Source organism: Bremerella cremea (assembly GCF_039541315.1).
In the GTDB taxonomy this organism is placed as follows: Bacteria; Planctomycetota; Planctomycetia; order Pirellulales; family Pirellulaceae; genus Bremerella; species Bremerella cremea.
Genome location: NZ_BAABFZ010000003.1, coordinates 1,850,213 through 1,863,497, shown reverse-complemented (window position 1 = coordinate 1,863,497; position 13,285 = coordinate 1,850,213). Strand labels below are relative to the sequence as shown.

Annotated in this window: 10 protein-coding genes; 3 read left to right on the top strand and 7 right to left on the bottom strand. The window is 53.4% G+C overall.

Translation table 11 applies throughout. The annotated features are described in order from the left end of the window. The first annotated feature begins 4 nt into the window (after nt 1–4). The 3 genes from ABD890_RS09765 to ABD890_RS09755 are packed head-to-tail and all read left to right on the top strand — an operon-like array spanning nt 5 to nt 5,925. Nucleotides 5–2,863, top strand: coding sequence for a Z1 domain-containing protein (locus tag ABD890_RS09765; RefSeq protein ID WP_345088304.1), 2,859 nt, complete (start codon nt 5–7; stop codon nt 2,861–2,863). Further along, a complete protein-coding gene (locus ABD890_RS09760) occupies nt 2,856–3,872 on the top strand; it encodes a PD-(D/E)XK motif protein (RefSeq protein ID WP_345088302.1) in 1,017 nt (338 codons plus the stop codon). Before ABD890_RS09765 ends, ABD890_RS09760 begins: the two co-directional genes overlap by 8 nt. Beyond that, nucleotides 3,862–5,925: an AIPR family protein gene (locus ABD890_RS09755; RefSeq protein WP_345088300.1), complete on the top strand. Its 2,064-nt coding sequence runs from the start codon at nt 3,862–3,864 to the stop codon at nt 5,923–5,925. Before ABD890_RS09760 ends, ABD890_RS09755 begins: the two co-directional genes overlap by 11 nt. A 100-nt stretch (nt 5,926–6,025) precedes the next feature. On the opposite strand, the gene ABD890_RS09750 is transcribed toward ABD890_RS09755, so the two are convergent. The 7 genes from ABD890_RS09750 to ABD890_RS09720 form a co-directional block, all read right to left on the bottom strand. Further along, nucleotides 6,026–8,728, bottom strand: a complete 2,703-nt coding sequence (locus ABD890_RS09750; protein ID WP_345088298.1) for a recombinase family protein — start codon at nt 8,726–8,728, stop codon at nt 6,026–6,028. A gap of 128 nt (nt 8,729–8,856) precedes the next feature. Further along, nucleotides 8,857–9,066 (bottom strand): hypothetical protein, encoded by a 210-nt coding sequence (locus tag ABD890_RS09745; protein ID WP_345088296.1) that lies wholly within the window; start codon nt 9,064–9,066, stop codon nt 8,857–8,859. A 24-nt stretch (nt 9,067–9,090) separates the two neighbouring features. Beyond that, nucleotides 9,091–9,945, bottom strand: a complete 855-nt coding sequence (locus tag ABD890_RS09740) for a hypothetical protein (RefSeq protein ID WP_345088295.1) — start codon at nt 9,943–9,945, stop codon at nt 9,091–9,093. A 4-nt stretch (nt 9,946–9,949) separates the two neighbouring features. Then, complete coding sequence (locus ABD890_RS09735) at nt 9,950–10,072, bottom strand: hypothetical protein (protein WP_345088293.1); 123 nt, start codon at nt 10,070–10,072, stop codon at nt 9,950–9,952. A gap of 57 nt (nt 10,073–10,129) precedes the next feature. Then, entirely contained in the window at nt 10,130–10,675 is a 546-nt protein-coding gene (locus ABD890_RS09730) for a hypothetical protein (RefSeq protein WP_345088291.1), read from the bottom strand. Beyond that, nucleotides 10,672–12,321: a hypothetical protein gene (locus tag ABD890_RS09725; RefSeq protein WP_345088289.1), complete on the bottom strand. Its 1,650-nt coding sequence runs from the start codon at nt 12,319–12,321 to the stop codon at nt 10,672–10,674. The genes ABD890_RS09730 and ABD890_RS09725 overlap by 4 nt, the downstream gene beginning before the upstream one ends. Continuing rightward, entirely contained in the window at nt 12,321–13,124 is an 804-nt protein-coding gene (locus tag ABD890_RS09720; protein WP_345088287.1) for an ABC transporter ATP-binding protein, read from the bottom strand. Before ABD890_RS09720 ends, ABD890_RS09725 begins: the two co-directional genes overlap by 1 nt. Nucleotides 13,125–13,285 lie beyond the last annotated feature (161 nt).

The following is a 13,285-nucleotide window of genomic DNA, read 5'->3' as shown; positions in this document are numbered from 1 at the left end:
TTCAGTGAATTCCAACTACGAGATTGTTCGATCGATGGCGTCGATGATGTTGCAAAAGAAACGAGAAGAAGCCCAGGGGCAACTACAGCGTGAAGCAATCACGCAACAAGTTGATCTTGTGCTTAGCATGGGCACTTGGGATGGTGTCGATCGCGAATCGCTGATCAGGGAACTTGAAACCATGCTTGTTCAAACGGTTGGCATCGCAAGGACCCTTGAGGATTCCACTGGGCATGTTCCGTGGCTTGCTGAAGCTCGAGCTGGAATTGAATGGCGTTACTGGTCGCGATATAAGCAGATGTTGCAGCAAAAAGGATGGAGCCCAGCGAGTGTTGAAAGTCTTGAGAGATTAACGAATGAAACCCTGGCTCGACTAGGTAATCCAAAGCGAGATGGAGAATGGGACCGTCGTGGTATGGTCGTTGGGCACGTGCAGTCAGGTAAGACCGCAAACTATACGGGCCTTATCTGTAAGGCTGTTGACGCGGGGTACAAGTTGATTGTAGTACTCGCAGGTCTGACGAACAGTCTGCGAAGTCAGACTCAGGTACGGCTGGATGAGGGCTTCTTGGGCTACAACAGCGATCCGACTCAGGAGCATGATGGTGCAACGCCGCCAATCGGAGTTGGCCTGATCGATCGATCTCTGCGGCCAGATACAAACACACATCGTCTTGAAAAAGGTGACTTCAAGAAGGCAAACGCCGATCATTTTAATATTCACCCGGGCAACAATGCTCTACTTTTCGTGGTGAAGAAAAACGGTTCTGTGTTGAAGAATTTGCTTGCGGTTCTCAGGAGAAAAGCAAACAACGAACTGAATGGACGACCTTATGTGACGAATGTTCCACTTCTAGTTATCGACGACGAAGCGGATCATGGCTCAGTTAACACCAAGGAAGTTCCGCTAGACGATCAGGGAGTACCACAGAAAGATTATGACCCAACGATAACCAATCAGCGGATCCGTGAACTGCTGCACCTGTTTCAACAAAGTTCGTATGTTGGTTACACCGCGACGCCGTTTGCTAACATTTTTATTCACGATAGCGCGCCTCATGAACGATACGGAGACGACCTATTTCCCCGAAGTTTTATTACAAATTTGAAGGCTCCTTCGAATTACTATGGACCGCGGGAAATATTCGGAATCGACGATCGGGACGCGGACATTGATGGCGCCGAAGGCTTGCCGATCACCCGCGAAGTCGACGATCATGCAGACTCGCTTGATTTTGATGAGCGGGAAGGATGGATGCCTCCTAGGCACACTCGCCACCACGAACCAAGCTATAACGGCAGAGATGAAGTTCCCCCTTCGTTGCGGAAAGCAATTCTTTCCTTCATTCTGACTAGGGCTGTTCGGCTCGCACGCGGGCAGGTGGGACAGCACAATTCGATGCTTGTGCATGTTACACGGTTTGTGGACGTCCAGCATATCGTTTGTCGTCAGGTTGAAGCTGCACTGGCCAGCGTAACCAACCGACTTAAATATGGGGATGGCGATGCCACTCCAAGAATAACAGATGAGCTCTTTGGACTATGGACATCGGATTATGAGACAACAATGTCCGCAATCGATGACGAGTCATGCGATTTAGTGACTTGGGAAGAAGTTGAACCGTTTCTTCTTCAGTCAGCAGCTTCTATCCAGGTTCGCGAGTTCAACGGTTCCGCAAGAGATGTCATAGATTACGAGACCCATCGAGAGACTGGTCTGAACGTCATCGCGATCGGAGGCGACAAACTCGCACGGGGGCTCACCTTGGAAGGGCTATCCGTTAGTTATTTCCTTCGTTCGTCCAAGATGTATGATACGCTCATGCAAATGGGGCGATGGTTTGGATACCGGCCAGGTTATATCGACTTATGTCGGCTCTATACTACACCGGACTTGATTGAGTGGTTCGGGCATATCGCTGTAGCGAATGATGAATTGCGTCGCGAATTTGATCATATGGCAAATGTAGGTGGCACGCCAAAGGATTACGGGCTCAAAGTACGTTCACACCCGCAGTTGCTGGTTACGTCTCAGGTAAAGATGCGGCATGGCACGCGTCTAGATATTTCATTCGCTGGTAAAGTCTCCGAGACAACGGTTTTCCATAGAGATGAGGATAAGTTGCAAGCTAATATGGCGGCAACAGTCTCTTTGATTCGCAAATTAAAAGAATCGGGAATTCCAATAGAGAGGAATCCTGTCAGAGACAGGCTGCACGGTAGAGGCCATAAGTGGACAGGGGCGGCTGCGTGGAAAGATGTGCCTGCTGACATTCTATGTGAGTATCTGAATGGCTTTCTTCCGCATCCAAGAAGCATCAATACCCGGCTAATTGCTGAGTTTATTGAGCGACAGAACTCTCGCGGATGCTTGACATCTTGGACATTGGCGATGTTGAGCGGAGATGGTAGGGCATTCGATGGATTCCCATTCGGGGAGATATCAATGGTTCAGCGAAAGTGGCACGGTCGAATACCCGAGGACCAACAAGAGAATCATGACTCGTTTGTGATCCGTCGCGTCGGCAGTGCTCGAGATGAGGCATTGGATTTGAACTCGGCCGAGTATCAACGAGCTTTCCAAATGGCCTACGATGCAAGATTGCTCGACGAAGAGATTCCGGAGGAGGACAAGCGGCCGAAGACCTCTCAGATGCGAACGGAAATGAGGAAAGCACGCCCTAAGTCGAGAGGACTTCTTCTCATATATCCAATCGATCCAAAAGGTAGATCCCGCGAAGGCGAGAACGGCGCGCCTATTATCGGTATGGCAGCTTGTTTTCCGGAGGATCCAAACGCCATCGAGGTTAGCTTTGAAGTGAACAACGTCTACTGGTCACAGGAGTACGAAACGAGTGATTGAAGACCGATTTGTGACCGTTTGGCGGCAATTATATAGCGATCAATCGGTTCAGAATGGTCTCGCGTATCTCCGCGTGTCTTCTGATGCCCCTTGCGATGTTTTCGTAGGCATCCACCGACCAGAAAATCGTCTTGCGTTATTCATTGAGATTCCCGCTAAACTTGTTTCCGGTAAGGTCGTCTACCCGGTCTGCGCCGGTTTTACAGTTGAACCAGAATTGATTGCTCCCGGTCGTGAGGGCCGTGTCCGCATTGTGCTTTCTTCTGTGTCCGGAACTTATGATGATGTGTTCAAGGCTCTCTGTGAAGACATCGTTTCTCGGATGTTGAAGGCTACCACCGAAGCTGATGCACTGACGGTGTTTCTTGACAGACTTCATCATTGGCAGGCGTTTTTTCGGAAGAATTTGGCAGGACTAGGGAAGGAAGAACAACAAGGTTTGTATTCGGAGCTACTAACGATCCGGGACATTCTTGCACCGAAGTTTGGAATTACCGCTGCGGTCTCAGCCTGGACTGGGCCGGAAGGAGCTAATCAGGACTTCGTAATCGGCATGTCTGCATTGGAAGTAAAATCAACGTCGGCAAACTCCCAAGTAAAACTCCGTATTAGTAATTCGCGACAACTTGACCCTTCAGGGCTGGAGTATCTTTATCTCCTTTTCTGGCTACTGGATGTCCGCCCCAGTGGTGGTGTTACGCTTCCAGGACTGATCGATGAAATTCGGGAACTTGCAGCTTCCAGTGCCGTGGCTCGTGAGCTTCTTGCGAATCGGCTAGTTGCAGCTGGCTACCTTGATGCTCACCGGTCGATGTATGAGGCCGTTACTTACTTTGCACGTGAGTGTAGAACTTTCCATGTACGCGAGGGATTTCCCCGAATCGCACCAGAATTTCTCCCAAGTGGAATCGGTGACCTTCGTTATTCCATCGAGATGACGGCATGCCTGCCATTCGAAGAAGACATGCTTACTGTCCTGGACACTGTGGGAAACAACTATGGCGGATGACTCAGGATTACTCCACTTTTCGCAGCAGCTTCGGGCCGAAGTATTGGCGCGGGCAACTGTAGATGCTGAAGACGGACAAGCAGAATTCAGAGAGAATGTTTTTACGACTCTTGTTGCTGAATACCTTGCCGAGGCAGGAGTGATCGACGACGCTGAAGTCTGTTTTTTTTGCCGAAGAACAGGCAAGGGTATCGTGAAGATTAACGCCTTTGCAGTCGACGAAGAGACGCGGCAACTTGATTTGTTCGTTACGACCTATTCCCATAGTGAATCTCCGTCGCGTCTTGCGAAAAGTGAAGTAACACGGACGATTGAACAACTGGTCCGTTTTTACCGGGTCGCAACTAATGGCCTGCATAAAGAGATGGAGGAGGCGTATGAAGTCTATGGAATGGTGGAAAGAATATTTGAGTTACGGGCTGAAATTGAACGTATTCGATGTTTCTTTTTGACAGATGGTCTATCTCCATTGTCTTCACTACCAGAGACTGAGATTTCTGGAGTTCACATCCGGTTTGAAGTATGGGATATCGAGCGACTCTTCCGGGTATCGCTCGCACAGAGTCCCCATGAATCTGTAACTATTGACTTTCGGAAACGCTTCGGCAGTCCATTGAGGTGCTTAAGTATTCCTCAGGATCTTCAGGATTACACCGCGTACGTTGCGATGATTCCTGGTCCAATGCTAAGTGAGCTATATGATGAATTCGGGTCACGCTTGCTCGAATTGAACGTTCGGTCATTCCTTCAGGCGAAGGGAAAGGTTAATCGAGGAATTCGTGACACCTTAAAAAATCAACCAGAACGATTCCTTGCATATAACAACGGTATCTCTGCAACCGCGGAACATGTTGAGCTAGTTCACGAGGGTGGTATATCAGGAATTGCCCTAATTCGTGACCTTCAGATCGTGAATGGAGGCCAAACAACTGCTTCAATTCATCGAGCCGCAAAGGAAGATAAGGCAGATCTTTCCAATGTCTTCGTGCAGGCAAAGATTACGGTTGTTTCCCCTTCGCGAATGCAGGAGATCGTTCCATTGATCTCGCGATATGCAAACAGTCAAAATGCTGTCAGAGAAGCAGATTTCTCCGCGAATGATGTATACCATATTGAAATTGAGAGACTTTCGGAAACAACGTGGTGCCCTGGTGAACAAAGTCGTTGGTTTTATGAACGTGCCCGCGGTCAGTACCAAGTTGCGAAAGCGAAAGAAGCATCTACACCTGCCAGAAAACGTCAATTCGAGGCGAAGTGCCCCACATCTCAGAAATTTAGCAAGACGGACCTTGCGAAATTTATCAACAGTTGGGATCTCTTGCCAAATGTCGTCAGCCGTGGTGCCCAGAAGAACTTCGTAGAGTTCATGCTCAGAGTGCAGAAGCATCCAAAAGAGTGGTCACCGGATACCGAATACTACAAAGAACTAATTGCAAAAGCGATTCTGTTCTTGAAAACCCAGAAGGTTATTCGACAGTTAAAGATTCCCGCATATGGGGCAAATGTTGTCTGCTACACTGTCGCGTACCTTGCACATCGCTGTGCAGGTAGACTTGATTTAAAGACAATTTGGGGAACTCAAAACATAAGTGCTGGCATTGAGGAAACATTGAGGAAGTGGGCCCCTTTGATTTATGAAGCCATTGTGGAAGGAGCAAAGGGACGGAACGTTACCGAATGGGCGAAGAAGGAAGAGTGTTGGAATCAGGTGCGATCACTTTCGTTGCACATTCCAGCAGCGCTACAAGTAGAACTTTCTGCGATTCAACCTCAATCGATGGTTGGTGAAAAGACACGAAACGCCACCAATCGGTTGAGCGCTGCCGATGAGGAATCGATCGCTCGAGTTATGCAAATTCCAGCGGCAACTTGGTTTGAGATTAGTGACTGGGGGAGGCGTTCTGGGAAACTAAAGGCATGGCAATCGGGTATTGCTCACACCTTGAGTGGATACGCTTCTGATGGTTGGGAACGGGTGCCTTCGCTTAAACAGGCAGCTCAGGCACTAAAGATACTCGAAATCGCTTCTCAGGATTTTGATGCTTTCACGTGAAAGTCACGTCTACAATTGCTCCAGAGCCGATTCTACTTGCCATGTTAAATCTGAAGGCCGATTATTCATGGTGTAGCGGCTCCTGGGAGGCCGGAGTTGTTTATTTGAGCAGCTTCCTTTCTCTCTCAACCGTTTGGGAGCTCACCCCGGCTTTCCGAGCAATCTCCCTTGCCGTGAGCTTTCCTTCTACCAAAAGCTTGCGAATCATTTGGATTGTCTCACGAGAAATCCGGCGCGACCGGCCACGATTGGGTGTTTCGCCCTTCATGACGGCGTTATGGATCTCGTCTTTGTGAGCTTCCGCGTAGGCCCTGCGGATCGTTGACTCGGATACCTCAATATCCCGGTTCTTGAGCAGCCATGATTTGATCTTAAGTATGCTTCGCAGTTCTTCGTCACGGAGTCGGACGACGTCGTCCTGGATCACAAGGTGCTTCGCCTGCCCCCGTTTCTTACTTTCGGGACGACCATTGTTCGTCCAACGTGGAAGTTTGCCGGTGAGGCCGAAGTCTAGGATTTCTTTTGCCTGTTTCCAGGGCATGCCGAATGAATCGGCCAATTCTTGTACCCTGGCACCCTGACGGAATAGTTCAGCGAATTTCGGACCTAGTTTTTGATATTGTGTGATGTGTTCGAGGGGAACTTCCACCATCTCGGGAATTGTCCAGTTTGCGTTACTCAGGTACTCCAAAGTGATGGAATCTGGATAATTCTGATCTCGGGCCAGACGGCGGAGCAGGGATACCAAATCCGGCCGGAATTTGGCGATCCAGCGAGCGCCGGTTTTCCGGCCAGGGATAGGCTCTTGGGAAATGGTGATATTGCCTGTTAGGGCACGAATCGCTGCGGCGGCGACAGGGATGTCCTGGTTGAGGAGGACGCGAGCTTCCTTCAGGTATTCTTTCACTTGGGGCGTATCTAGCAGGGGAGGGACAGACGCATTGTGTTTGCGAATCTCCCTGAGTTTTTCCTTCAGTTGGTTCACCTCGTTTTGGATCGCGAGGATTCGTCTCTTGTAGCCTTGGCAGAGGTCGTCGTCGGCATCTTCTGACAGGCGGACTAACTTATCAATCTTGGCCTGCTTTTCCTCGATCGACTTCTTGAAGCGTTTGTCATTTTGCCGCGGCTTCAGGCTCTGGCTGGCCAAGTACTTATTGGCCCGTGAGACGAGCGTCTCGACCGCCTCCTCGGTCAGGAGGACGTCGAGCATGTACTTCAAGAGGCACTTCTCGATAATGCGAACGCTCTTCGACGTCGTGAGCTGACAGCCATGGACACGGAACGAACCGTTCATACAGGCGATTTGCTGATACTTTCCGGCGGAGCGGATCAGTTTCAGTTCCTGGTCACAGGACGCACAAAAGAGCGTGCCACTGAAAAGTGTCGAAGCAGAAAGCTGATTGCGGCTTCGCTTGGTTGGAGACTTCCTGCGAGTTTGCTTGAGTCGCCAGTATGCGGCCAAGAACCGCTGCTTGGGGATAAACGCGAGGTCTCGATGGCGCTGGATGACCCACTCCTTGTGCGGGTTGCGCATGACCTCGTCCCGTTCGGTCTCTGGGTTGTACTCCTTCCTGGTCTTGTTCCAGATGAACAGGCCTCGGTAGGCATGGTTGGACAGGATCTTCTTGATTCCGCTCTCAGTCCAGCCATTCCAGTCGTCAGCCGATACCAAGTTCAAAAACTGGGCAATCTCGTATGCGGACTTGAGCTTCTTAACAAAGAGCCAAAAGATCAAGCGGACGAGTTTGCTGGTTCGAGGTTCAATGGCGATGACATTGACGGGCGTGCCTTGGGAGTCACGAACGAGATGCCCTGATTCGTCGCGGAGACGGCTACGGGTGAAGCCGAGCGGAGGTCGGCCTAGTACATGACGGCGGCGGTGTGCCCCGCCCATGCCGCGCTTCACCTTCTGTCGAAGTTGTTTAATGAAGAGCCGCGAAAGGAGGCCATAGACCGTGATCATGACTTCCGAGTTGGCGTCATCCAGGTCGAAGCCGTCGGAGGCGCCATAGAGTGACTTACGATGGAACTTGGAGAGCGCCGCGAGTTTCCACCATTCGAGTTCCTCACGAGAGGCGCGGGTGAAGTCATCGATGAACGTGGCCGAGAGCACATCTTTGGCGGAGAGCAGGTTCTTGTAGGACGTGTATCCAAGGCGGCTAGCCGTGAGGCCGCTGACGGCATAGTCGCAGTAAACAAGCTCCCAGGGAATGAAGTAACCCCGTTCTTTGGCCTTCGTGAGCGTGTTGGTCAACTGGTCGATGATCGACGTCGGATCGCTCCGGTCGCAGCTGAACCGGCAGTAGCTGCCGGCCAGTTTCAGCTTCAGCTTGTGAAAGACTTCGAGGGTCGTGACGTTGACCGAGCCGCCGCGGTGTCTATGTTTAAGGTCAGCGACCATTTCAGTCAGGATCGCTGACGTGCACTTCGAGATCTTGCCCTTTCTCGACAGCTCGGGCCATAGCTTGTGCTGCCACTGCAGGTAAGACTTGGCGAGAGCAAGCAACTCCTCGTCGGCAGGGAGACCGCGGTCCTTTTGGGCACGTCGGCGACGACGTTTGGCGCGGGGCAGCAGATCGGCCGTATCGTTGTGCCCGACAGTCGCAGCGAGCAGAAAAAACGTCAGGAGTAGGACAAGGTAGACTTGCCAGGTTTTGCTGCGTAGTTCTCGGGGAAGATTGTCCCTGTTTTGTCCCTGTTGGTGACCTCCTGAGCCAGGTTTTGACGAGATAAGGCCGGTCGAAGCGGATGAGGCTAACTCAAGTTGCGTCAACGGCTTAGCGCCGAAATCGTTATTGGTCAATAGTTTGCGAAAACGTGGAACGCCGAATCCCTTGTCCTCCGCTTACGGTAAAATTCGAGCAGAAAAGGACTTACGCCTTGATGGCCTAAGTCCTTTTGCTGTTTCTTGGGGGTAGTTTTCGACTTGGGTTAGTCGAAGCGGTCGTTGCTGCTGCGGCTGAAGAAGGTGGTGCAGCACCAGCCCAGGCCGATGCCGACGATACCGGCGATGATCAGCTTGACGATGTGGGGCCATTCCGGGACGACTGCGTTGAGCGTCAGGAAGGTTCCGATCAGGCCTGCGAAGAGGCCGGTGTAATAAATCAGGTCGTCGATGGTATAGCCGGGACCCTTAACCATATGCATTCTCCTTGCGAGAGTGGATCACGTTGTCAGGTTGTTTTCGAGTGATTGCCGGACGATTTCCAGCAGGTTGTATTTCAAAACGCCGTCGAGAACCAGGAAGCCAATCCCGATCTGCCAGCGCCGGATGCGCCGTAGCCGGGTACTGAGGCGAACCTTGGTCATTCTTTCCAGCGAGTAACTGGTGACCTCAAATGTCAGCAGCAGGTAGCCCAACCCACGCGTAATCGACCAGATGTGCCAGCCCACCAGCAGCGTGGTGAATGGGTTCTTCGAGTGGATCAGCATGTTGCCGACATAGCAGTTCATCAAGTCGACTTCCTGAAAGCCTTGCCACAAGGTGACAGAGCCGAGCGAAGTGAACGAGAAGAAGGTCGACGCGAGCATCAACTGAACATGAGCCCAAAGCCAATGGCTTAGTTCATATTCAGGGCTTTGGCCCGATAAGACCCACTGCAGTGTGACCTGCCAATAATCTTCACCGCGCGGATAGATCGCCGCGACTCCGTTGGGATCGTTGTAGGTCAACGTGATTACCAGGGCGCAGTGGGCCAGAAAGCCAAGGGCCAGCGCACCCAGGCCGCGCAGCATCGAATCTCGCGATACGGCCGCGACCAGCAGCGGGGTTAACAGCAAGGACGAACCAAGCTGGCCGCCGGGGGTACCTAGCAAATAGGCCACCAGCATCGGAAGCGAGCCAGCGATCATCGCGGCCGGGTACCAGAGGTACCACGGCGCGAGTCGATCGTCGAGCTTCCGCGCCATGCGCAAGGTTCGCGAGGCAATCTTCGCCGGAATCCGAATCGGCCACAGCCAGTACTTGGGGGGCGGAGTTCGGGCCGGAGAAGTTGCCGGAGGAGACTGGGTCGTGCTCACGTCTCTATCGTCGTGGAATTGGAATGAAGAAGATCCCGGTCGTCATGTACAGGATCAAGTTGCCAACCCCAAAGATCAGGATGAAGATCACCCAACCCATGATTCCGCCGTCGCCATCATCACTCATGATGTGTTTCCTTTTTCATTTGCCGAAGTTCGTTGTTAACGAGTTAAAAGGAAGTCCTCAGGGATTCTTTCCCTGGGGCAAACGGGCCAACAGCCCATCTGCCGCGGTTACCAAGGCAGCTTCTTCCCGGCGAGAAGACTTCTCGCGGGCATAGGTTGCCAGCCGACGAATTTCGTCGACATGATCCTGCGGCGGTGCAAAGCTTAACAGCTGCAGCGCTCGCTGGCGTTGCTCGATATTGCCGACCACCAGGGTTCGACAGCAGCGATCGAGCATGTGTTCGGGGGCAAGTTCAAATAATTGCTGAGCCAGGCTTCCCTGGGGATCGAGTTGTTCGTCTTGAATCCATGCCGCGTACAACCATTCCTCTTCGGTCGACTCGACCGGATTGGGATTGTTGGCGGGATTGGTCTCGACCAGGAACTGGGCTCGTCTGGTGACTTTTTCGGTGATCTCTGGAAACTTCTCGCGGACGTACTTCTCGAAGAACAGTTCGCGAACGCACAGCGAGACGACGGCCAAACCGATCGCACCTAGCAGCACGCCAATCAGCATCAGGCCTTGGATTTTGGCCGAGCGAAGTTCAGCTTTCGAGATCTTCACGCCATGCCTCCTGCCAGTTTGCGGAAGCGATGGTCGGCTTTCTTCAGCAGCGGGATCATCAGCAGCAGCGCTACCACGAAGCTGACGATCCAAAAGAAGATCGAAGCGGCAAAGAAGTAGTGCAACGCTCCCCACTGCATCGCCAGGCCTGATAAGGCCGCGGTGACCAGTACCGGCCCGGTCGAACCGCCACGGTCAGGGGCCCTGGAAAAGGGTAGGTCTGGCACGGCCAGCCATAGCGCCGCGAGCGCCATCACCCAAGACAAAAGCCACGCCAGCGAAGCATGAAGCAGCGCCGCCGCAGGATCGCCCCATTGCCACAGCGCGACGCCGGCGAAGGCGACGCAGGTCGGGGTGATGATCCAGAACATGACCGCTTTCGCGACTCCCAACCCCAAGCCGATCGGCTGGCGAAGTGGCGCACATCGCAGCAGCCACGCAGCGTCGTGATCGTCATTGAAGGTGAGGTTGTAAATCAAATGCGGAACGCTCAACGCAATCAGGTAAACGGCCAAGATCGGCAAGGTGACCTGGGCGGGATCGTGATTGGTCATCGGGTTGGCGAACTGTCCGGTCGCGATCGCCAAACCGACGGCGGCCAAGGGCATGCTGAACGGCAACAAGCTTCGCATTCGCAGGTTACCATCCCGCCACAACAGCTTGCCGCAGAGCCAGAAGCCGACGCGCTGCTCTGGGCCGCGAGCCAGCGGATGGCCGGCTCCAAACGCGAGGCCACCCAGCGTGCCAGGCTTCATCGGACGATGGCGAATCTGAACGGTCAGCGGCTGCATCGACTTGTAGAGGAAAGCGACGCAGCGAACCGTGACCGCCAGGCAAACCGCCGTGAACAACAACATCAGTCCGCCAATGGTTAGCGTCGAAAAGCTGGGCGTGATGGAGGCTTGTTCGACGAAGCGGGCCAGCCAGGTTGTCGGCAAATATTCGATCCATTCTGGCGGGAACGCTCCCCAGACTTCCAGTTGCGATTGTTTGTCGCGAAACATCATCTGAGCGCCATACCCGGCGACCAGGATCAAGATGATTTGCGTCCAGGCCAGGACGGTCTTCCAACCTTCCAGCGTCTCGGAATTGCCAAGCGCTGACAGGCCAAGAATCACCACGCATACCATCACGCTGCAGCCGGTGAACGAAGCGAGCAGGTAAGCAGGCGCGAACCAGGGACCGGTGTCGCGAAGGCCGATGCCGACGATCGCTGGCTGAATGGTGAGTGCCAGGAACATCATCGCGACGTACAACAGCAGATTGGCAAAGCGTGCGGCGGTGTAGGTGCGTGGCGAGATCGGACGTGGTCCGAGGATCATCAGGTCTTTCGGATTCAGCACCACTTCTTGAAATTCGACGAGTACCGTCGTGGCAATCACCACGACCGCCAGCGAGAGATTCACGAACGAAAAGAAGAAGACCTCGACCCGCATGAACAGCACGAGGCTGGCAATTGCCGACAACGTCAGGCACTGACCAACCACCCAAAACAAAGGGCTCACCACGTGCGACGGCTTGGTGCCGGTCGCTTTGGTGTAGTGCATGCCGCGCAGGTCAGAAAGCAGGAACGCTTTCGTGAGCGCGAAGAACTGCCGCGCATCGATTCCCTGGGCCGTGAGCAAACTGGCCAGCCAGCCAATCATTAACCATTCCTCCGTGGCAGTGACGAAGGAGGATTGCCAATCGGCGACTGGCCACTGACCATCGCGGCATCGCGTTCGATCTCGGGCGACAGTCGGGTCAGCTCCTGGAAGACCGCTTCGAGCGAACCTTTCGGCGTGCTCGAGAGAAGCGTTTTCGTCTGGTCATCCGCCACGATCTGTCCATGATGCAGCACGATCACGCGGCTGCAGAGCCGTTCGACGACATCCAGAATGTGCGAACAGTAGAGGACCGTTTTGCCTTGATCGATCAGGCCTTCGACCAGCCGGCGAAACGTCAGCGCGGCATTTACGTCGAGGCCATTGAGCGGTTCGTCGAAGATCAAGACATCGGGGTCGTGCAGCAGTGCGCTGCTGATGAGAACCTTCTGCCGCATTCCTTTCGAGAGGGCATCGATCTGTCGATCGGCGGCTTCGGTCAGTTGGAAGCCTTCCAGCAGCGTACGAATTTTGTCGGCGGCTTGCTCGCGATCGATGTGATACAACTCGGCGACCAGCGAAAGGTATTCGTTGGCGGTCAGCCCGGAGTACATCGCCGCGGTCTCTGGCACGTATCCGATGCGGCGTTTCACTTCCAGCGGTTCAGTCAACAGGTCGTGGCCGCAGATGCGGACTTCGCCCGAGGTGGGACGCACCAGGCCTGCGAGAATCTTCAACGTCGTCGACTTGCCAGCTCCGTTGGGCCCCAGGCAACCAGTGGCTTCGCCGGGGCGAACCGTAAAGTTGATTCCTTGCAGCGCCGTGTTGCTGCCGAAGGTTTTGACGAGGTTCACTACTTCAATCACGAAGTGTTCCCAGGCTCAGGACGTTTCCATCGATTCTTGCCCAGGGCCGATCGGGAAGGTCACACGCAAAAAGATAGATGGTTAAGTAGGCAGGGAAGAGGCGTTGCCTCCCCCCCGAATAGGACCATCATGATAAGCGGTTGCTTCTCCAAGTTCAAACC